Genomic DNA, 19,990 nt, shown 5'->3' with positions numbered 1-19,990 from the left:
ACTGCTCTCGGGACTGGACCGTCTCAACTCAAGCGGTACCCCCTCCCTGTGGCGCGCAGGACCGACGAGGTCGACAGCGCTGCCGCCACAGGGAGGGAGGTACCGCACAGTAAAGAGCGGGCCAGTGATGCATGACAGGCCAGGAAGCATGGACGGCGAAACACCGTCCGGATTGCAAGGTACTGCCCCCTGACCGCCGCGTGCGCGAACCCTCCCCTTTCTCATGTGCGAGACACCCGTGAGTGCTGGAGCCGCAGCGCGAGCAGGTGCTCGCACGGCCCCCGGAACAACTTGTTCTGCTGGAAGAAGTTGCACGTGCACTCGCCGAAAACCATACGCTGGTCCGCGTCGAGCCGCAAAGAGGGACGAAGCACCTTCGCGCCTTCCTTCACCGTGCCGCTCAGCTCCAGCGAGCCATCCGCCCCGGGCCGGGCCTTCGCGTCCACCGCCCGGGCGTCCAGGAAGCGCGTGGCACGCTCCTCGCGCTCGTTGGAGAAGCGCAGCTTGTCCATGGGCAGGGGCTCGCGGCTCAGCTCGCGCGCCCGGTACACGCCCTTGTTCAAGTCCCAGATGGCCCGCCCCGCCTGCGTCCAGGCCGACAGCGCGCCCAGCACCGCCCCCCGCTCCAGCCCCAGCTTCGAGGCCAGCGCCTCGGGCTTCGCGGACCACGTCTCCTTGAGGGCCTCGAAGACACGGCGGCGGGTGAACTCGTCCACCTGGCCGCGCGGCGCCAGCAGGTCGAAGTTGCCCGCGGTGGACCAGTCATTGGCCGTCCACCCGGACAGGCCGAGGGTGAAGGACAGGTCCCCCAGGTCCGCCACGTAGAAGGACGGCAGCCCCGTGCCCAGCAGGTGCACGGTGAAGCGCTTCGCCACGGGGATGAGCCGCTCCAGCACGCCCATGCGCCGGCGGCCCCACACTCGGATGTCGTGCGTGCCCTCGCCCTCGTACACCGAGCGCCGGCACACCACCTCCGTGCCCCACGGCTCGAACACCACCTTCACCGGCTGCCCCGGCGCCAGCTTGTAGCGCATGGAGCGAGGCCCCGTCTTCTCCTTGTGCCGCTTGAGGATGAAGAGGAAGTTGTGCACGTCCATGGGGTGCAGCGTGAAGCGCACCGCCGGCAGCGCCATGGCCGAGTTCACCTGCAGGAAGCCACGCACCCACGAGTCCGGGAGGTCGATCTTCACCTCCTTGTAGGCCGTGTCCGTGCCCGTCTGCGTGGTGAAGCCGCTCGGGTCCACCTCGAAGCGCGTGCGCTTGTAGGAGCGGATTTTCTGGAACTCGTCATACAGCGGCGACGAGTAGTCGATGTTGGTGGTGCCGCAGGAGAACTCGCCGACGTTCTGGAACACCTCGTAGCTGGCGCCGAGCCGGCCGTAGCTGGACTCGTCCTGGCTGAAGCACTCGAAGAAGCACTCGTCCGGGTGGATGGTGATGACGGGGTCCAGCACGAACCAGAAGTCGCGGTTCTTCTCGTAGAGGTAGCGGTAGTAGCGCGCGCGGGCCTCGTAGAAGGGGCCCATGCGGCGCGAGCTCTCCTTCTCCAGCTCGGCGAGCTCCTCGCGCAGGGCCTTGAGGCGGATGGCCACCGACTGGCGCTGCGCGGCGATGGCCGCCAGGTCCACCTGCTCCTGCTGCGACGCCCACAGCTTGTAGGCCGTCTTGTCCTTGGGCTTGAAGCGCAGGTCCGACACCACCACGTCGTGGAGGGCGGAGATGGCCTCGCGGAAGGCCACGTTCTGGCGCAGCTCGCCGGAGAAGAAGGTGGGCGGCCGCTTGACGTCCGGCGAGAAGGACAGCGAGGTGCTGTCTCCGCTGTTCTGGACCGAGGTGCTGCCCGCGTAGGAGTACTCAAACTGCACGGCGGACCTCCACCGGGCGGATGACGAAGGGCATGGGGAGCGACGGCTGCGCCTTGGAGATGGAGAGCATCGCCTCCAGCGCCGAGGCACGATGCTCTATAGCGATGGTGGCTGACATCCGGTGCAACACCTCCAGGGCCACGCGGCCACTGGCCTCGCTACCACGGCCCTCGCGCATGAGGAAACCCAGCACGCGCTGGCGCGCGACGCGGCCCTTGTTCACCTGGCTCAGCACGCGGATGAAGTACGGCGCCAGTTGCTCCACCAGCGCGGGCTTCCCGCTGGCGAAGCGGTCCAGGTACGTGGTGGCGAAGAGCTGCACGGAGGGCGCGGGGTGCTCGGACAGGCGCAGGAGCAGCTCGGGCCCGTCCTCCTCGCGGAAGGAGCGCGTGAGCATCTCCCGGCCGAAGGCCTGCACGTCCTTGCGGATGCTGTCCGCCACGGAGACGAGCACCTCCAGCGAGAAGTCCTCCGGGGCGAAGCGCTCGCGGAAGTAGCGGAAGCCAAAGGCGCGGGCATCGTCCCAGCGCGAGTCCAGCAGGCCCACCGCCGTGGCCAGCTCCGCACGCACCTCGGGGACATGGGCCTCCAGCCAGCGCCAGGCCCATTCACGTACCGCCACCACGTCATGCCCGGCGAGCCGCACCGCGCGCGGCACGTCCACCGTCAGCACCGCGCCATGGCGGGCGAGCAGCGCCGCGCCCACCGTCTGTGCATCGGCGTCCTCGGAGTCGAGCAGCCGCCACGCCGTCTCCACCGGCAACGCGGCGAGCGCGGGCGAAAGCTCTCCGGAGAGGAGCGCGGCGATGTGGGCCGGAATGCCCTCCGGCAGGCGGCGTCGCAGCAGCGCGGCCAGCAGGGTCTCCACGGCCCGGGCCCCGGCGGCGGGACTCGCGGCCACGAGCCGTCCGAGCAGCGGGCGCACCGCGGCGCGCACGTCCGGCACGGGGCTGGTGGCCAGGCGGACGAGGAGCGCCTCCTGGGCGAGCAGCGAGGCCTCGGACTCGGCGAGGAGCGCGAGCAGCCGCAGGCCCAGGGCCCGGAGCGGCGCGTGCTCGGACTGCACCAGCAGGAGGAGCAGCTCATCCGGAATGGGCTCGGTGCGCAGGTCGCGGCGCAGGAGCAGCTCGCCGCCCAGCTCCTGCACCTCGGGCACGGGGTGGGCGAGCAGATCGCGCACCACCTCCAGTCCCACGGCGCCGCGAGACGAGGGCCCCAGCGCGGCGAGCACCACGCGGGCCACGTCCGAGGCGATGGGGCCATCCTCCTTCGTTTTCAGGGACAGCAGCGCGGCCACCAGCCGGCCCACGAGCGTGCGCACGGCCTGCTCGGAGAGCACGGAGGCGCGCACGAGGTTGGCGGCATAGGCGCGGGTGTCCGCATGCCGCGCGGTGGCCAGCCCGGCGATGAAGCCGGAGTCCTCGATGAGGACGTGGCGCAGCTCGTCCATCCAGCGGAAGGCCTGCTGGCGGGCGGGGGCATACGAGGAGCGCGCCACCGCGAGCAGCAGGGCCCGGGGCTCGCGCCGCGCATCCAGCCGCTGCAACGCCAGGTCGAAGCCGAGGCGCGCGGTGGACTCGTAGGGGCGCTCCAGCAGCATGGCCACCGCGTCCACGTCCAGCCGCGCGAGGAAGTCCGGGCAGGCGCGCAGCGCTCGGGAGGCGAAGTCGTGCACCGGGGCGCACTGGCTCTCGTCCAGCAGGTGCAGCAGTCCCTGCGGGGTGCGCTCCCACAACTTGGGGAAGGCCTCCTCGCGGACCTCGGGTACCCGCGCTCCGGGGTAGTAGGAGCCCTTGCAGCGGAAGAGGAGCGGGTTCTCCACCGGCTCGTAGCGCTGGCTGTGGCGGTGCAGCAGGTGGTTGAAGGCCCAGTAGGGCCACCAGGCGTCCCACTGCTGCACGTAGCGGCCATAACCGGTGGTGCGGGGGCTGGCGGCGTCCGCGTCGCTGAAGGCGAGCAGCACGCCCACCGCCATCTTCACGAACTCCGGGCTCTCCAGCTCACCCAGGCGGCGCAGCGTGCGCCACACCCGGCGCCGGAGATACTTGCGCGTCTCCATCGTGTAGGCGCGCGGCCGGCTGCCTCCGAGCGTGCGCTCCTTCTCGTAGCGCCAGGCGATGAGACCGAACACCTCCCCGTCCCGGCGGTACTCGGCGGCCTTGAAGAGATGGCGCAGAACCTTCACGGACTGCACGGTGAAGGTCACGGTGCGCAGCACGCGCAGCAAGGCGGGCCGCACCGCCTCGGAGTCCACGAGGTACAGGGACTCGAGGACCTGGAGCGCCTCGGCCGACCCGGAGGCGAGGTGCGCGTCGAGCGCCTTGCCGAAGGCCTCGCCGTCTCCGGCACGGGCCGGCTCGCGCAGCGCGGGGGGCAGCTTCGCCAGCACGTCCCCGCGGAAGTCTGCGCGGGTGGCCTCGTCGGAGAGCTGCAGCAAGGCCTCGGTGGCCATGCGGCGCACCATGTCCGGCGTGGAGACGTCCCCGTAGAGCTTCCCGAGCGCGGACACCGACGCCTCCGAGCCCAGGCGTCCCAGGGCGGCGGCGACGGTATAGGCCCGCAGGGGCGTGGCCCGCTCCAGCATGGGCAGAAGCAGGGGCTCGGCGGCGCGCAGCCGCAGCTCGCCCGCGCGCCAGATGACGCGCTCCAGGGGCCGTTGCTGGGCCCGCACGTTGGCGCGGCGGAACCACTGGCGGGCGCTGGACTCCTGCTGCAACTGCGCCAGCAGGGCGCTCTCCCGGGGCGACAGGCCAGCCGGAGCCTCCACCCTCGGAGGCGGGGCCGCGGGCGCCCGAGGCGTGGGCGGCGGCACGGGCGTACCGGGCGCTCCAGCGTGCACGTATCCCGAGTCCAGTTTGGACTGGACGAGCTTGTCGAAGACGCGTTTGGCCTCGGCCTGGGGCACGGGCACGGGCGTCTTGGAGCCGTCCTTGAGCGAGGTGCCCCGCCGTCCGTAGCGGAAGTTGACCACGCACTGGCCGGGGGAGACCTCCAGGAGGTCCACCTCGTACACCTTGTCGCTCTTCCCTTCCTGGAAGAGCAGCGCCACCTGCTCGAGCAGTTTCACGTCAGCTCACCAGCCTGCGGATGTCGCCATAGGCGCGATAGAAGCCGCCGCGCGCGGACTCGCGGACCCCCTCCACGACGTAGCGGCCGCCCGCCTCGCGGATGTCCTTGGGGAACTGCACGTGCCAGTCGGAGTGGTAGCCGGGGGACACCACGCGCACGCGCAGCTGGGGCCCGTCCTGGTAGCACTCCACGACGACGCCGGAGCCTGTCTCGCGCGTCGTCTCCACGGTACCGGTGGGAACGGCGGCCACGGGCTTGGGGGCCTGGATGCTGCGCGCCTGCGGCACCGAGCCGGACTGGGCGGCCTGGATGGCCTTCTCGCTCGCGTCGATGCAGGCGAGCACCCCGTCGGTGGTGACGAGGTAGAGCCGGTCCTGGAAGAGCTGCATGGAGAAGGCCGAGCCGCACCCGGTGGCCAGCTTCCAGAGCCGCTCGCCCTTGTCGTTGAAGCAGTAGACGCTGGACATGTTGTCGCCAGCGAAGACGTAGCGGCCGTCATCCACCGCGGCGCAGGAGAACACGGCCGCGTCGCACTGCATGACGGGGCCCACGTCACCCTTCTTGGAGAAGCGGTGCACGAATCCCTGGTTGGTGCAGGCGTAGAGCGAGGACTCCTCCTGCCAGCCGAACATGACGTTGCCCTGGGTGGGGCGGTGCCAGATTTCGCTGCCGTCCTCCCAGTCGTACATGGTCACGCCACGCGCGTGGCCGTGGTACATGCCCAGCTCGTCGCAGCGCACCATCCACCCGTGGGTGCCCACGCTCTGCTTCTCCCACTGGGACTCGTCATCGTGGTTGATGGCGGTGAGCTTGCCGCCCGCGTCGGACACGCCGAGGACACCGTCCTTGATGTCCAGCCAGTAGATGTCCATGGACTCGGAGATGTTGTACGCGACGCGCGGCACCTTGCCGCTGAGGTCATAGACGCGGCCGTCGTCGCACCCGGCATAGAGCCAGCGGTCATCCGCGACGATGCACTTCACGCCATCGGCGAGCCGGAACTGGGAGAGCGTCTGGCCCTCGTGGCTCACCGAGTAGATGGAGCCGCTCTCGTTGCCCACCCAGCAGCGCGCATCGTCCACGAAGATGCCGAAGGCCCGGTCGCCCGAGTTGAACTTCCACAGGATCGGAGCCTGGTTCGCGGTGGAGCGGCCACTGGTGATTTCGCGGCGGGTGACGGCGCGCTTCTGGCGCTGGCCCATGACGGCGGGGGCATAGCCCTTGCGAACCTTCTCGTTGATCTTCTTCTTGGCCTCGGCGAGTGCCTTGTCCGGAGTGGGGTACTCGGAGACCTGCGTCTGGCCCTTGTCGCCAATGCGGCCGTAGCGGACGGTGATGGAGTTGCCCTCCACCTTCAACTCGTAGAACTTGTGCGACCCGCCACCCGCCTCCGACAGCTCCAGGTACGTCCGTTCCTCGGCCATTCTCAGGTCCCCCTGCTGACGCAGTACGTGCAGAGTAGTCCGAGGAACTGACACGACGGAAGCCCTACCTCGCGGGGTTCCGCCCCTGCGCCCGAGCCGCCCGCCATGTATGCTCCGCCGCCATCATGGCCACACCGCTGTACGTCGGCATCGATCTCGGCACCACCAACTCCACCGCGGCGGCCTTCGATGGGGAGAAGCTCACCCTCATCCGCAACGCCCAGGGCGCCAACCTGACGCCCTCCGTGGTGCGTATCGACGCGCGTGGCGCCGTCACCGTCGGAGACCGCGCCCGCCGCCTCATCGACTCGGACCCCCAGAACACCCGCTCCGAGTTCAAGCGCCTCATGGGCACCTCCCAGGCCCTCGAGTTCGCCGCCGCGAAGCTCTCCAAGAAGCCCGAGGAGCTCGCCGCCGAGATCCTCAAGTCCCTCCGCAAGGACGTGGAGCAGCAGCTCGGCGTGGCCCCCACCTGCGCCGTCATCTCCGTCCCCGCCCTCTTCGAGCTCCCCCAGAGCGCCGCCACCTCCGAGGCCGCCCGCCTCGCCGGCTTCTCCCGCGTCGAGCTCATCCAGGAGCCCGTCGCCTCCGCGCTCGCCGCCGGATGGAGCGCCAACGACGAGGGCAGCTGGCTCGTCTATGACCTCGGCGGCGGCACCTTCGACGTGTCCCTCCTCGAGACCCGTGACGGTCTGCTCCGCGTCGTCGGCCACGATGGCGACAACTTCCTCGGCGGCCGAGACTTCGATCAGGCCATCGTCGACGAGGTGCTCGCCGAGCTGCTCCGCACCCAGGGCGTGGACATCCGCCGCGCGGACCCACGCCACGCCAACGCCCTGCGCAAGCTGAAGCGCGCCGTGGAGGAGGCGAAGATCGAGCTGTCCCGCACCGACGAGCTGCCCCTCCTCGTGCCCGGCGCCTTCGAGACCGACAACGGCCCGGTGGACGTGGACGTGATCCTCACCCGCGCCCGCGTGGAGGCCGCCTGCGCCCCCCTGGTCCAGCGCTCCATCAACGTCTGTCTGCGGCTGCTCGCCGCGCACGGCCTGGAGCCCTCGCAGCTCGGCAAGGTGGTGCTGGTGGGCGGCCCCACCGCCATGCCCTTCCTCCGCTCCCAGGTGCAGGCCGCGCTGGGCGCTCCCTTCGCCACGGATCTGGACCCGATGACGCTCGTGGCCCAGGGCGCCGCCCTCTACGCCGCCTCCTCCGGGCTCGATGGCCGTCCCGCCGCCTCCAGCGCCCAGCCCGCCCCCGCTGGCCGCAAGGTGTGGCTCCAGTACCCGGCCATGAGCTCGGACCTGTCGCCGCACGTGGTGGGCCGCCTCGTGGAGGGAGACTCCGGCCCCAAGCCCGCCCTGGTCCGGCTCGTCCGGGCGGATGGTGGCTGGAGCAGCCCTGACTCCCCGCTCTCCGCCGAGGGCGCCTTCGTCCTCTCCGTGGAGCTCGTCCCCCGCAAGCCCAACACCTTCCGGCTGGAGGGCATGGGCGCCGATGGCAAGCCGGTGCCGCTGTCTCCCGCCTCGTTCACCATCGTCCAGGGCCTCACCCTGAGCGATCCGCCCCTGTCGCGCAGCATCGGCGTGGCGCTCGCCAACAACGCCGTGCGCGTCTACTTCGAGCGCGGCGCTCCCCTCCCCGCCCGCCGCACCTTCCGCCAGCGCACCGTCGAGGCGGTGTCGAAGGGCTCCACCGGCAACGTGCTGCGCATCCCCATCGTCCAGGGCGAGCTCGAGTGGGCCCACCTGTGCCGGCTCGTGGGCGCACTGGAGATTCGGGGAGATCAAATCAAGGCCTCGCTGCCCGCCGACGCCGAGGTGGAGCTGACGCTGGAGTTGGACCGCGGAGGCCGGCTGTCGGCTCGCGCGCTGGTGCCCGCCCTGAGCCAGGTGTTCGAGCAGGTGGCCCAGCTCCAGGTGCCAGACGCCACGCCCGAGTCGCTCCAGGAGGGCCTCACCGCCGCCCGCGAGCGGCTGTCCATGCTGCGCTCCTCGGCCTTCCGCCGGGGCGCTCCCGGTGTGGTGGCCAGTCTGTCCCAGGCGGACCAGGCGCTCGCGGAGATCGAACGGGACGTGGAGGCGGCGCGCGGCGGCGACGCGGACGCGGGGCAGAAGGCCCGGCGCGGGCTGTTGGATCTGGACGCGCAGCTGGAGCAGGCGGAGTCGGGCCTGCGCTGGCCGGAGCTGGAGGAGACGGTGCGCGAGGAGCTCGCCCTCGCGTCCTCCTGGGTGGCGCAGTTCGGCAGCCCCGCGGAGCAGAAGCTGCTCGACGAGGCCATGAAGGCCTGTGAGCGGGCTCGCGCCGGACGCCAGCAGGTGGAGCTGCAACGGCACCTGCGCAGCGTCCGCAAGCTGGGCAACGCGGCCTTCTACCGTCACCCGTCCGCGTGGGAGTGGCAGTTCGACTCCGCCTCCAGCCGCGTGTCCGAGGCTTCCGACGTGGCCAAGGCGGAGGAGCTGGTGCAGCGGGGCCGGCGCGCCCTGGAGCAGCAGCGCCGCGAGGAGCTGCGTCACGTGGTGGAGCAGCTCTGGCGGCTGCTGCCGGAGGACGCGCAGGAGCGCCGGCTGGCACACGACTCGGGGGTCCGATGAGCCTGTCGGAAAAGGACGTCTTCGCCCGGCTGAAGGAGAACGCCTTCCATGTGCTGGGCCTGCGTCCCTCGTGCACCCGCATGGAGGTGGAGCGCGAGGGCCAGAAGCTGCTCGCCATGCTGGAGCTGGGGCTCTCCGAGGCCAGGCACTACGACACGCCCGTGGGCCGCATGCCGCGCACCGCCGAGCTCGTCCGCGCCTCCATGGCCACCCTGCGAGACCCCGCCACCCGGCTCCAGCACGCGCTCTGGGCCCAGCTGCCTCCGGGAACCCCGGCGGCCCAGACGCCCGCGAAGGAGGAACCCGCGCCCTGGCCCGAGGCACCAGTGCGGCTCGGGTGGCGGAGGCCGGAATGATTCCCTTCGGAGCCATCATCGGCGTCATCGTCGCGCTCCGGCTGTTGAGCAGGCACCAGGAGGGGCAGCCACAACAGGCGTCTCCCTACGCGACGAACTGGGGCTATCTCCTCCTCACCTTCTTCCTCATCTTCCCGGCCACGCTCTTCACCTTGTTCGGGTGGCTCGGGGGCATGTGGCTCTTCGCGCCGTTCATGCCGCTGGGGATCGCCCTGTGCTTTCCCTGGACCGCCGCCCGCCGCGTGTTCATCCCGCTCGGCTGGCCACGCTGGGCCTCCCGCTTCGGCTACATGGCCATGGCGAGCTGGGGCTCGGACGCGCGGGGTGGACAGGCGCTCGCCGCCGCCTGGGCGCTCCTGCGCTCCCGGAATCCTTCCGCCGAGAACCGGGCCTACGTGGAAGCGAAGCTGGAGAAGGCGGACAGTCCGCTGCGGGGCGCTGGCATCGCCGCCCACGGGCTGATGGCGGCCTCGCGCGGAGATCTGGAGACAGCGCGAGTCCTGTGCCGCAGCGTGAGCCTTCTCGACAAGCGCGTCGCGCCCCGGCTCGCCCGGAAGCTGGCGCTTGAGTGGTGCCTGTCCGACGCCGCCGCCCACGGACGGTGGCGCGAGGTGCTCGAGCTCTCCCTGAAAGGCAGCGGCTCCTATTCGCTCGCCGCCTTCTTCCGTGCCTCGGCCCGGCGCCTGCTCGCCGAGCCCCGCGCGAGCAGGTTCCTCCTCGTGGTGTGGTGGGTGCTCGCCCTGCGCTGGTGGGCCACCTGGCCCCTGCTGAAACGCGCATGGCGGACCCCTCCCCGCCGCTCCTCCCCGCTGGACCTGGAGGCCGGTGAAACCCAGGCGGCGGATCCCCTGGCGCGCGCGCTGGAGCTGCACGCCGCCCTCGCCCGGGTGCCCGTGGGACACGAGGCGGTGGCGCTCTCCGCCGCGGCGGTCGCCTGGGACGAGGCGCTGGAATCGCTGAAGGTGCGGGACCTCGTGGCGGAGCGGGCACAGGGCGTGGGCCCTCACGCGGGCGCCGAGGCCCTGGACGTGCTCGGAGACGAAGTGGCGGAGGAGCTGGCGGCCTGGGCCCTGGCCCGGGAGGTGAAGCTCGCGCAGCTCGAGCCCGGCAGCGACATGGTGGAGAACGTGGCGTACCGCGTCCGCGACGAGCTCCTCGAGCGCATCGAATCCGCCGCCCAGGACATGACGTACCGGCTGGCGGAGCGGCGGCCTCTGCCCAGCGAGGAGGAGTGGCGGCACTTCCTGGCGCTCCAGCACCAGTGCACCCTGGCCACGAACCTCGGCGGGCTCGAGGTGCGGCGGCTCGCCTTCGACGCGGTGAACGTTCCCCTCTGCAACCTGGGCGCGTGGCTGTTCAACGAGCGCCAGGAGAAGGCCATCGCGAACGGCATGTTCCTCTGGCTGCTCGCGGAGTCGCGCGACGTGGGCACCGAGGAGGATTGCCGTCGCTACCAGAACAACGTCGGCTGCGGAGCGTAGCAATCCCGGCGCCCGGCACTATGGTGGGCGCCCTATGAGTGACGCACACCTGCTCCAACCCCTCCTGGAGCACGCTCGCAAGACGCCCGGCAAGACACTGTTCTCGCGCCGCGTGGGAGACACCTTCGAGCCCCTCACCGCCGCGGACATCGTGCGCACGGTGCGCCGGCTCGCCCGGGGGTTGATCGCCCTGGGCATCGAGCCGGGCCAGCGCATCGCCCTGATGTCGAAGACGCGCGTCGAGTGGGTGCTGCTCGACTACGCCATCCTGGCCGCCGGTGCCACCACGGTGCCCATCTACGAGACCTCCTCCGCCGAGCAGGTGGAGTGGATCCTCTCGGACAGCGGGGCGGTGGTGGCCTTCTTCGAGACCGATGCCCTGCACGCCCACTACCGGCAGGCCGCGGACCGGCTCCCGGGCTGCCGCCACACCTTCGTCATCGACCAGGCGGCGCTCGAGCACCTCCAGCAGCGCGGAGACGAGGCCGACGAGGCCCGGCTCGACGAGCGGCTCTCAGGGCTGAAGACGAGCAACCTCGCCACCCTCATCTATACCTCGGGCACCACCGGGCGGCCCCGGGGCTGCGAGCTCACGCACGGAAACATCCGGATGAACGCCCAGCAGGTGCTGGACTACGCGGGCAACATCATCACGCCCGAGGACCGGACCATCCTGTTCCTCCCGCTGGCCCACGCGCTGGCGAAAATCCTCTTCCTGGCGTCCGTGGAGCGCGGCAACGCGGTGGCCTTCGCCACCAGCCCCGGCAGACTGACCGAGGAGCTGGCCCTGGTGCGCCCCACCTGGTTCGGCACGGTGCCCCGCGTCCTGGAGAAGGTCTTCCAGACAGCCCAGCAGAAGGCCGAGCAGGCGGGACGCGGACGGGTATTCACCCTCGCCGCGGACGCGGCCATCCGGTACTCGCGCGAGCAGTCCACGGGCGGCGTCTCGCTCGTGGCGCGGCTGCAACACGCGGTGTTCGAGCGGCTCGTGTACCGCACGCTGCGCTCGGTGCTCGGCGGCCAGTTGCGCTTCGTCGTGTCGGGCGGCGGGCCCCTGCCGGAGCGGCTCAACCACTTCTACAACGGCATGGGCGTGAAGGTGCTCGAGGGCTACGGCATGACCGAGACGAGCCCGGTGCTGACCATCAACTCCGACCAGGCCTCGCGCATCGGCACCGTGGGCCGTCCGCTGCCCGGCACCAACGTGCGCATCGCGGAGGACGGCGAGATCCTCGTGAAGGGCCCTCAAGTCTTCCAGGGCTACTGGCATAACGAGGAGGCCACCAGGCGAGCCTTCACCTCCGACGGGTGGCTGCAGACGGGAGACATCGGGAGCCTGGACGAGCAGGGCTTCCTGCGCATCACGGGCCGCAAGAAGGAGATCCTCGTCACCGCCGCCGGGAAGAACGTGGCGCCGGGGCCCCTGGAGGACCGCATCCGCGAGCACCCCCTGGTCAGCCAGGCCATGGTGGTGGGCGAGGGCAAGCCTTTCGTGGCGGCGCTCGTCACACTCGACCCTGGCGCCTTCAAGCTGTGGGCGCGGAAGAATGGCAAGGAGGGCCAGCCCCTGGAGTCGCTGCTGGAGGACCCGGCGCTGCGCACCGAGGTGGGCCAGGCCATCGAGGCCGCCAACCGCTCGGTGTCGCGCGCGGAGTCCATCCGCAAATTCGCCATCCTCCCCCAGGACTTCACCATCGAGCGCAATGAGCTGACGCCCTCGCTCAAGGTGCGGCGCCACGTCGTCGGTGAGCACTACGCCCAGGTCATCGCACAGCTCTTCGAGCGCGCGGGCGGAGGTGACTGACACGGCTCCCAGCTGGATCAATCCATCCCCATCAAATCCGTGTATACCGGATTTGAATGATTGTCATACCTCGCCTTTCTTGGTAGGTATTGGGCGCGCGATGGCAATGACTGCCGTTGCGTGTTCCTCGACAGGGGTGGAAACCACATGAAGGCTCTGAAGATCGCGCTGTTTGGCTTCGCGGTGGCGGTGGGTGGCGTGCTGGGTGCGACCACCGGTGTCGAGGAGACGGCGGCCATGCCGTGCTGCTCGTCCTGTATGCCCGCCTACAACCGGTGCATGACCAGCTGTGGCAGCGACACCCTCTGCCAGACGCGGTGTGAGGACCGGCTCTACTCCTGCGAGGGCTACTGCAGCGAGAGCTGCTAGCCGCCGATCCACCTCCCGCGGAGCCGGTGTCCATGCCGTCTCCGCGAGCCCGCGTCAGAGCCCCCCGGCACGTCCGGGCGGCCAGAATCTCAGCCCCACCCTTCCGAGCACGTTGCGCTGCGGCAGGAATCCCCAGACGTGGGAGTCCGCGCTGGCGTTGCGGTTGTCCCCCAACACGAAGAGCATGTCCTCGGGCACTCGCGCGGGTCCCCACTCGTACGCGGGCGGCTCGGCCACGTAGGGCTCGCGCAGCGGCTGCCCGTCGATGAGCACCTGGCCCTCGTGCACCTGCACCACCTGTCCCGGTAGAGCAATGACGCGCTTGATGTGGGCATCCACCCGGAGCGCGCCCCGCCTGTCCGCCTCGGCAACCGGCGCGAAGACGACGATGTCCCCGGCGCGCGGTGGGTGCAGCCGGTAGGACACCTTGTCCATGAGCAGCCGATCCCCATACGTCAGGGCCGGCTCCATGGAGTCCGAGATGATCAGCCGGGGCTCCGCCACGAAGCGGCGCACCAGCACCGCCAGCAGCAGGGCCACCGCGGCCAGGACGAGCCCACTCCACGGCCGGCTCCTGGCGCGGTGCTTTCCCTCTCTCTGGCCAGCGGCCTCGTCCACGCGCCGGAGTCTACCGCCAGCGCGCGGCGGCGGCGGCACTCACGCGATGACGTCGGGAGGCGAGCCCATCGGCTGCTGCCTGGGGTCCGGCGCTTCGTGGATGCCCGGCGGATTGAGCTCTGGCTCGGCCTGGCGTCCCGGCTCCTCCATGGGCGGCTCACGCCGGGAAGGCGGTTCGATCTCCGGCGGCTGACGCGTGGGCGGATCGATCTCCGGCTGGTGCCTCCGGGTGGGCGGCTCGATTTCCGGCTCCGGCGTGGGCCCCGGGTCCCTCCGCGGAGGCATCTGCGGCTCCGGCTCCTTCGTCGGTGCTCCAGGCGTCGTCGGCGTCTTCTCGGGCATGTGTCCCCCTCGGTTGTGACTGGACCAAGCGTCCAGCGTCACCAATCTGCTCATCCAGGTGGGTACAGGTATGAGACGGCCAGGGAGGGAACCCCTCGCCTGCTTGCTGTCGCGTATGCCCGGCAGCCCCACGTTGGAGCCACTGGAGTTCCAAGGAGGGCGGGAGATGAGAGTTCCGATGGGAGTTCTGGGGTCGCTCGTGGGCGGAATGGGGTTGGGCGCGGGGCTCATGTACCTGACGGACCCGCGCAGTGGCCGGCGCCGCCGGGCCGTGGTGCACGACAAGGCCCTTCACGCCATGCACGAGACCGAGGAGGCCGCCGGCGTGGTGGTGCGTGACATCGCCCACCGTGCGCGCGGCTTCGTCTTCGAGACGATGGGACGGATGCGCCGTGAGGAGGTGGACGATCGGACCATCGAGGCGCGCATCCGCTCGGCGCTCGGCCGCGTGTGCTCGCACACCCACGCCATCCAGGTGGACGTCCACCAGGGCCGGGTCCAGCTCGACGGCGTCGTGCTCGCGGCCGAGTACCCGAGGATCCTCTCGCGCATCGCGCACGTGCGCGGTGTCCTGGATGTGACGGACAACCTCCAGGTGTTCCAGCAACCGGGCAGCCATCCGGAGCTCCAGGGCGGCACCATCCGGCCCGGAGACCGGCCCGAGTTCCTCCAGTGCAACTGGTCCCCCGCGGCGCGCTTCATGGCGGGGCTCGGGGCCGCGAGCCTGCTGACGTGGGGCCTCCAGCGCGGCGGCATGGGCGGCCTGGGCTCCGCCCTCCTCGGCTCGCTCATCACCCTGCGCAGCATCACCAACATCGCGCTCACCCACCTCACCGGCATGGGCGGCCGGCGGCTGGCCATCGACGTGCACAAGAACATCATCGTCCACGCCCCGGTGAAGGAGGTGTTCGGCTTCTGGCGGGCCATGGAGAACTTCCCGCGCTTCATGAGCCACGTGGAGGAGGTGCGCACCAGCGGTGAGGACCGCTCGCACTGGCGGGTGAGGGGCCCGGCCGGCACCGTCTTCGAGTGGGATGCCATCATCACCCGGCTCATCCCCCACCAGGTGCTCGCCTGGAAGAGCGTGGACGGCTCCACGGTGGAGCACGCCGGCATCATCCACTTCGCGCCGTGCCACGAAGGACGCTCCACGCGGCTGGACATCCGCATGTCCTACCACCCGCCCGTGGGCGCGCTGGGCCACGTCTTCGCCCGGTTGCTGGGTGCCGACCCCAAGAAGCAGATGGATGACGACCTGACGCGGCTCAAGTCGCTCATCGAGACGGGCAAGACCCCGCGCGAGCAGATGTCCCCCTCGGCGCCGGAGCGGACCGGACCCCGGCCCATCCACTGAGGATGACCCCGAGGCATCGGGTTGTGTAGAGAGAGGCCCCCATGCGCTTCTCCCCCTCCCCCCGACGCCTCCCGCCCCTGCTGCTCACCGCCTCGCTGATGCTGTCCTGCGCCCACGGCGGCAGCACCCTCGCGGACACCCGCCCCCGCACGGTGTCCCTCCAGGTGCTGGCCATCAATGACTTCCACGGCCACCTCGCGCCCCCCGAGGGGGGCTCGGGAGAGCTGCGCACGGGCAGCAACCCCGATGGCAGCCCCCTCCGGGTGAAGGCCGGCGGCGCGAGCTACCTCGCCCGCCACCTCGCCCAGCTGCGCGCCCTCGCGCCGAAGAACACCCTCGTGGTGTCCGCGGGAGACCTCATCGGCGCCAGCCCGCTCACCTCCGCGCTCTTCCACGACGAGCCCACCATCGAGGCGATGAACCTGGCGGGCCTGGACATCAACGCCGTGGGCAACCACGAGTTCGACGAGGGCACCACCGAGCTGCGGCGCATGCAGACCGGCGGCTGCCACCCGGTGGACGGCTGCCAGGACGGCACGCCCTTCGAGGGCGCGAAGTTCCAGTTCCTCTCCGCCAACGTGGTGGACGGCCAGGGCACCACCCTCTTCCCGCCCTACGCCGTGCGCGAGTTCGAGGGCGTGAAGGTGGCCGTCATCGGCATGACGCTCGAGGGCACGCCGGAGATCGTCAACGCCGCCGGCATCCAGGGCTTCCAGTTCCGCGACGAGGCCGACACCGTCAACGCCCTGGTGCCCGAGCTGAGGAAGCAGGGCGTGAGAACCCTCCTGGTGGTGCTGCACGAGGGCGGCGTCCAGAAGGGCACCTATGATGGATGCGAGGGCGTCTCCGGGCCCATCGTGGACATCGTCCAGCGGCTGGACGCGGAGGTGGACGCCGTCATCACCGGCCACACCCACCAGGCCTACAACTGCGTCATCGCCGGCAAGCGCGTCACCAGCGCGGCCTCCTACGGGCGGCTCATCACGGCCATGAACCTGGTGCTGGATGCGGCCACCGGGGACGTGGTGGAGAGCACCGCGCGCAACATCCCCGTCACCCGCGACGCCGAGGGTGTCCCCGAGGTGCAGGCGCTCATCGAGCGCTATGACAGCCTGTCCGCGCCCCGGCGCGACCGCGTCCTCGGCCGGGTGACGGCACCGCTCCAGCAGCCGAACTCCAAGCGGTGGCCCTCGGGCGAGTCCACCCTGGGCAATGCCATCGCCGACTCGCACCTCGCCGCCACGCGGGACGCCGGGGCGCAGGTGGCCTTCATCAACCCGGGCGGCATCCGGGCGGAGATCGACGCGGGCGACATCACCTATGGCGAGGCCTTCAGCGTGCAGCCCTTCGGCAACGCCCTGGTGACGATGACGCTCACCGGCGCGCAGCTGCACACCCTGCTGGAGCAGCAGTGGGAGGGCAGCCTCGTGCGCCTCCTCCAGCCGTCCCAGGGCTTCAGCTACACGTGGAAGGCCTCGGCGCCGGTGGGCCAGAAGGTGGACCCGGCCAGCATCCGGCTCAATGGGGCACCCGTGGACCCCGCGGGCCCCTACCGCGTGACGGTGAACGGCTTCCTGGCCAACGGTGGAGACAGCTTCCGCGTGTTCACCGAGGGCACGGATCGGCGCGGCGGCCCGGTGGACGTGGACGCCATGGAAGCGTGGCTGAAGGACCGCTCGCCCCTGCCCCCGCCCGAGACGAACCGCATCCTCCGGGCGGAATAGCCTCCAGCCGACACTCGAGCCGGGCAACCGTGGACATTTCCCGCTCGGGGCAGAGGCAACCCCGGGCGGGAGACACCACATAGGAGGCATGCGTTCCTCGCGTCTTGGATTCCTTGTTTGTGCTGTCCTGTGCGCCCTGGTGACCGCCTGTGCGCACCACGCACCCCGCGCCGATTCCCACCCCGGGCCCGCCACGGCCTCGGGCGAACACCAGCGCATCATCAACGGGGTACGGCTGTACTACCGCATCGCCGGAGAGAGTCCGGCCGGGCGCGCCCCGGTGCTCTTCCTGCACGGAGGCCCCGGGCACAACAGCTACAGCTTCGCCCGGCTGATGGGGCCGCACCTGGAGAAGGACCGGCGCATGGTGTACCTGGACCAGCGCGGCTGTGGCCGCTCCGAGCGTCCGTGGGATGGGCGCTACTCGCTGGAGGTGATGGTGGCGGACCTGGAGGCGCTGCGCCAGGAGCTGGGCGTGGAGCGCTGGGTGCTGCTGAGCCACTCCTTCGGCGGGACGCTCGCGCTGGAGTACGCGGCGCGCCACCCCGAGCGCGTGGCGGGCCTGGTGGTGGTGAACGGCTTCTCCGACTCGGCGAGCACCTTCGCCAGCTGGAAGCGCGAGCTCGAGCGCCTCCACCCCGGGAAGATGACCACCCCGGCGAGCGCCTCGGGAGACACCTCGGACTACGCGCAGGTGATGCGGGTGCTGCGGAACGTGGACGCGCAGGCCTTCTTCCACCAGCTCCAGTTCCGCGCCCCCATGTACCAGCAGATGCAGGAGGCGGTGGACGCGGAGAGCGGCCTGCGCAACACGGGCGAGATGTCACGCGCCCTGTTCTCCACGGAGCTGCTGCGCTACCGCTTCTCGTCCGCCGCGCGCGTCACCGCGCCAGCGCTCGTCATCGGAGGCCGGTACGACCACTCCATCGGCCTGGAGAGCATGCAGGCGCTGGCGAAGTCACTGCCCCACGCCACGTTCCTCGAGTACGAGCAGAGCGCGCACTACCCCTACCTGGAGGAGTCGGAGCGCTTCGCCTACGACGTGAACCAGTTCCTGTCGTCCTTGCCGTAGTCACGGACCCAGGGGCCCGCGACCGGCGGCCCCCGCCACCTCGGTGGCGCCGATGACCTTGCGCTGGGCCTCGTCGAACTCGACATCCAGCACCCTGCCCGAGCCCCGGGGGGCCAGACCGAAGCGGATGCGCCAGTAGTTGGGGCGCGTCTCCACGGCCTCGGTGATCTCCAGGACGTCATAGCCGGAGGTGGCGGCGTACTCCTGGCCGTACCGGATGACGTCGGTGTAACCGAGCTCATTCTGCACGCTGTTGGGACTCTCCGGACGCATCCGGCCTTCCTGGGTCGGTCCGACGCAACCGATGCCGAGGAGGGCCGAGGAGAGAACGAGGGCAATGGCGGGGCGGAAAGGGACCATGACAGTCCAAAGGTGAGCACGGCCCGTGCCAAAGGGGGCTCCCTCGCGACGCGACGAGAGCTCCGGCGCCCGGCACGCAAGCGTTGCGGCCCGGGGAATACCGGGCCGCAGCCATTGCACCTGCCGTCCGCGGCGTCCGGCTAGAGCTTGTCCTTGTTGGTGTTGATCGCGGGCGAGAGCACCTGCTTGGTCACCACCTCGTCGAGGATGCCGTACTGCCGGGCCTCCTCGGCGCTCATGAAGTAGTCGCGCTCGGTGTCCTTCTCGATGCGCTCGACGGTGTGGCCCGTGTGCTTCACGATGAGGCCGTTGATGTAGGCACGCAGGCGGAGGATTTCCTTGGCCTGGATGTCGATGTCCGAGGCCTGACCCTGGGCGCCGCCGAGCGGCTGGTGGATCATGATGCGGGCGTTGGGCAGGGCGTAACGCTTGCCCGGTGCCCCGGCGAGCAGCAGCAGGGCGCCCATCGAGGCCGCCTGGCCGATGCAGATGGTGGACACCGGACACTTGACGTACTGCATCGTGTCATAGATGGCCAGGCCCGCCGTCACCGAGCCTCCGGGAGAGTTGATGTAGAGGTTGATTCCCTTGTCGGGGTCCTCGGACTCGAGGAAGAGGAGCTGGGCGACGATGATGTTCGCCACTTCATCGGTCACCGGCGTGCCGAGCATGACGATGCGGTCCTTGAGGAGCCGGCTGTACAGGTCGTATGCGCGCTCGCCCCGGTGGGTGGTCTCGATGACGAAGGGGATGTTCATGGCCCTCCAACACTAATCCGCCTTCCCGCCGGGCGCCCGTCCGTTCTTTCAGACCGTGCTCCAGGTTACGCTCGGGGCCCCTACCGAGCGTAACCCCATGAACGCCTCCGACATCGACGCCATCCTCGCCGCCACGCTGGAAGACCGGACCCTGACCCGCACGGAGAAGCAGGCGCTCCAGGCCGTCCTGGACGACCGGAAGGCCGGCGAGGCGGTCCTGGCCCTCTTCCGCTCGAGGGCCTTCGAGCTGGCGCGCGACTCGGTGAGCGACCCCCGGGCCCGCGAGGTGATTGGTTGGCTGGAAGACACGGTGAAGGCCCTGCAGCCCTCGCGCGAGCTGCGGGAGGCGAGCCGGATGGAGGCGCACTTCAGTCCCGGGGAGGCGCCCTTGAGGGCCATCGTGCGGCTCATCGGCGAGGCGCGGGGCAGCGCGGACGTGTGCGTCTTCACCATCACGGACGACCGCATCACCCGGGCGCTGCTGGAGGCACACCAGCGGGGTGTGCGGGTACGGGTGCTCTCGGATGGGGACAAGGCGATGGACCCGGGCTCGGACATCCACCGGTTGCGGCATGAGGGAGTGCCCGTGCGGGTGGACCGGACGGAGGCCCACATGCACCACAAGTTCGCCGTGTTCGACCGGGTGCGGTTGCTGACCGGCAGCTACAACTGGACGCGCTCGGCCGCGAACGAGAACCAGGAGAACGTGCTCGTGTCGGACGACCCCCGGCTGGTGCTCCCCTTCTGCCGGGCCTTCGACGACCTCTGGACGGCATTGGAGTGAAAGCCCCTGCCCGCCCCCCAGC

General features: G+C 70.5%; 16 protein-coding genes. 9 read left to right on the top strand and 7 right to left on the bottom strand.

All coding sequences use genetic code 11. The features are described 5' to 3' along the window. Positions 1-221: 221 nt before the first annotated feature. The 3 genes from BO221_RS01440 to BO221_RS01430 are packed head-to-tail and all read right to left on the bottom strand — an operon-like array spanning position 222 to position 6,358. Complete coding sequence (locus tag BO221_RS01440) at positions 222-1,865, bottom strand: SWIM zinc finger family protein (RefSeq protein WP_073558534.1); 1,644 nt, start codon at positions 1,863-1,865, stop codon at positions 222-224. Next, positions 1,855-4,932, bottom strand: a complete 3,078-nt coding sequence (locus tag BO221_RS01435) for a hypothetical protein (RefSeq protein WP_073558533.1) — start codon at positions 4,930-4,932, stop codon at positions 1,855-1,857. Before BO221_RS01435 ends, BO221_RS01440 begins: the two co-directional genes overlap by 11 nt. Position 4,933: 1 nt before the next feature. Beyond that, positions 4,934-6,358, bottom strand: a complete 1,425-nt coding sequence (locus tag BO221_RS01430) for a WGR domain-containing protein (protein WP_073558532.1) — start codon at positions 6,356-6,358, stop codon at positions 4,934-4,936. A gap of 125 nt (positions 6,359-6,483) precedes the next feature. On the opposite strand from BO221_RS01430, the gene BO221_RS01425 reads away from it, so the two are divergent. The 5 genes from BO221_RS01425 to BO221_RS01405 all read left to right on the top strand — a co-directional run bounded on the left by BO221_RS01425 (position 6,484) and on the right by BO221_RS01405 (position 12,956). Beyond that, positions 6,484-8,946 carry an Hsp70 family protein gene (locus tag BO221_RS01425; protein ID WP_073558531.1) on the top strand — a complete coding sequence of 821 codons (2,463 nt, stop codon included), beginning with the start codon at positions 6,484-6,486 and terminating at the stop codon, positions 8,944-8,946. Beyond that, entirely contained in the window at positions 8,943-9,302 is a 360-nt protein-coding gene (locus BO221_RS01420) for a hypothetical protein (protein ID WP_073558530.1), read from the top strand. Before BO221_RS01425 ends, BO221_RS01420 begins: the two co-directional genes overlap by 4 nt. Further along, positions 9,299-10,783, top strand: coding sequence for a hypothetical protein (locus tag BO221_RS01415; RefSeq protein WP_073558529.1), 1,485 nt, complete (start codon positions 9,299-9,301; stop codon positions 10,781-10,783). The genes BO221_RS01420 and BO221_RS01415 overlap by 4 nt, the downstream gene beginning before the upstream one ends. 34 nt (positions 10,784-10,817) lie before the next feature. Further along, positions 10,818-12,587, top strand: a complete 1,770-nt coding sequence (locus BO221_RS01410) for a long-chain fatty acid--CoA ligase (protein WP_073558528.1) — start codon at positions 10,818-10,820, stop codon at positions 12,585-12,587. 147 nt (positions 12,588-12,734) lie between these two features. After that, a complete protein-coding gene (locus tag BO221_RS01405; RefSeq protein WP_073558527.1) occupies positions 12,735-12,956 on the top strand; it encodes a hypothetical protein in 222 nt (73 codons plus the stop codon). 54 nt (positions 12,957-13,010) lie between these two features. On the opposite strand, the gene lepB is transcribed toward BO221_RS01405, so the two are convergent. Together lepB and BO221_RS01395 are read right to left on the bottom strand one after the other, a co-directional pair. Then, a complete protein-coding gene (gene lepB / locus BO221_RS01400; RefSeq protein ID WP_073558526.1) occupies positions 13,011-13,574 on the bottom strand; it encodes a signal peptidase I in 564 nt (187 codons plus the stop codon). 39 nt (positions 13,575-13,613) lie between these two features. Then, positions 13,614-13,916: a hypothetical protein gene (locus BO221_RS01395; RefSeq protein WP_073558525.1), complete on the bottom strand. Its 303-nt coding sequence runs from the start codon at positions 13,914-13,916 to the stop codon at positions 13,614-13,616. A 166-nt stretch (positions 13,917-14,082) separates the two neighbouring features. Between BO221_RS01395 and BO221_RS01390 the strand changes: the two genes are divergently transcribed. From BO221_RS01390 to BO221_RS01380, 3 genes are all read left to right on the top strand, one after another. Beyond that, complete coding sequence (locus BO221_RS01390; RefSeq protein ID WP_233165568.1) at positions 14,083-15,270, top strand: SRPBCC family protein; 1,188 nt, start codon at positions 14,083-14,085, stop codon at positions 15,268-15,270. A 41-nt stretch (positions 15,271-15,311) separates the two neighbouring features. Next, positions 15,312-16,994 (top strand): bifunctional UDP-sugar hydrolase/5'-nucleotidase, encoded by a 1,683-nt coding sequence (locus tag BO221_RS01385; RefSeq protein WP_073558523.1) that lies wholly within the window; start codon positions 15,312-15,314, stop codon positions 16,992-16,994. An 88-nt stretch (positions 16,995-17,082) separates the two neighbouring features. Beyond that, complete coding sequence (locus tag BO221_RS01380) at positions 17,083-18,066, top strand: alpha/beta fold hydrolase (protein WP_083680628.1); 984 nt, start codon at positions 17,083-17,085, stop codon at positions 18,064-18,066. Here the strand turns inward: BO221_RS01380 and BO221_RS01375 are convergent, their stop codons facing one another. Together BO221_RS01375 and clpP are read right to left on the bottom strand one after the other, a co-directional pair. Next, positions 18,067-18,339 (bottom strand): hypothetical protein, encoded by a 273-nt coding sequence (locus BO221_RS01375; protein WP_083680626.1) that lies wholly within the window; start codon positions 18,337-18,339, stop codon positions 18,067-18,069. A gap of 227 nt (positions 18,340-18,566) precedes the next feature. Further along, on the bottom strand, positions 18,567-19,184 hold the full coding sequence (gene clpP / locus BO221_RS01370) for an ATP-dependent Clp endopeptidase proteolytic subunit ClpP (RefSeq protein WP_073558520.1): 618 nt from the start codon (positions 19,182-19,184) through the stop codon (positions 18,567-18,569). 97 nt (positions 19,185-19,281) lie between these two features. Between clpP and BO221_RS01365 the strand changes: the two genes are divergently transcribed. Next, positions 19,282-19,968, top strand: coding sequence for a phospholipase D-like domain-containing protein (locus BO221_RS01365; protein WP_073558519.1), 687 nt, complete (start codon positions 19,282-19,284; stop codon positions 19,966-19,968). Positions 19,969-19,990: the final 22 nt, after the last annotated feature.

Origin of the sequence: Archangium sp. Cb G35 (assembly GCF_001896145.1) — a bacterium.
In the GTDB taxonomy this organism is placed as follows: Bacteria; Myxococcota; Myxococcia; order Myxococcales; family Myxococcaceae; genus Archangium; species Archangium violaceum.
This window is presented reverse-complemented; position numbering and strand designations above follow the sequence as displayed.

Bases quoted from the DNA above. Each gene is read 5' to 3' on its own strand.
- BO221_RS01410 (WP_073558528.1), top strand. From the start codon at position 10,818: ATGAGTGACGCACACCTGCTCCAACCCCTCCTGGAGCACGCTCGCAAG.
- BO221_RS01405 (WP_073558527.1), top strand. From the start codon at position 12,735: ATGAAGGCTCTGAAGATCGCGCTGTTTGGCTTCGCGGTGGCGGTGGGT.
- BO221_RS01365 (WP_073558519.1), top strand. From the start codon at position 19,282: ATGAACGCCTCCGACATCGACGCCATCCTCGCCGCCACGCTGGAAGAC.
- BO221_RS01425 (WP_073558531.1), top strand. From the start codon at position 6,484: ATGGCCACACCGCTGTACGTCGGCATCGATCTCGGCACCACCAACTCC.
- clpP (WP_073558520.1), bottom strand. From the start codon at position 19,184: ATGAACATCCCCTTCGTCATCGAGACCACCCACCGGGGCGAGCGCGCA.
- BO221_RS01390 (WP_233165568.1), top strand. From the start codon at position 14,083: ATGAGAGTTCCGATGGGAGTTCTGGGGTCGCTCGTGGGCGGAATGGGG.
- BO221_RS01375 (WP_083680626.1), bottom strand. From the start codon at position 18,339: ATGCGTCCGGAGAGTCCCAACAGCGTGCAGAATGAGCTCGGTTACACC.
- BO221_RS01420 (WP_073558530.1), top strand. From the start codon at position 8,943: ATGAGCCTGTCGGAAAAGGACGTCTTCGCCCGGCTGAAGGAGAACGCC.
- BO221_RS01395 (WP_073558525.1), bottom strand. From the start codon at position 13,916: ATGCCCGAGAAGACGCCGACGACGCCTGGAGCACCGACGAAGGAGCCG.
- BO221_RS01415 (WP_073558529.1), top strand. From the start codon at position 9,299: ATGATTCCCTTCGGAGCCATCATCGGCGTCATCGTCGCGCTCCGGCTG.
- BO221_RS01385 (WP_073558523.1), top strand. From the start codon at position 15,312: ATGCGCTTCTCCCCCTCCCCCCGACGCCTCCCGCCCCTGCTGCTCACC.
- BO221_RS01380 (WP_083680628.1), top strand. From the start codon at position 17,083: ATGCGTTCCTCGCGTCTTGGATTCCTTGTTTGTGCTGTCCTGTGCGCC.
- BO221_RS01430 (WP_073558532.1), bottom strand. From the start codon at position 6,358: ATGGCCGAGGAACGGACGTACCTGGAGCTGTCGGAGGCGGGTGGCGGG.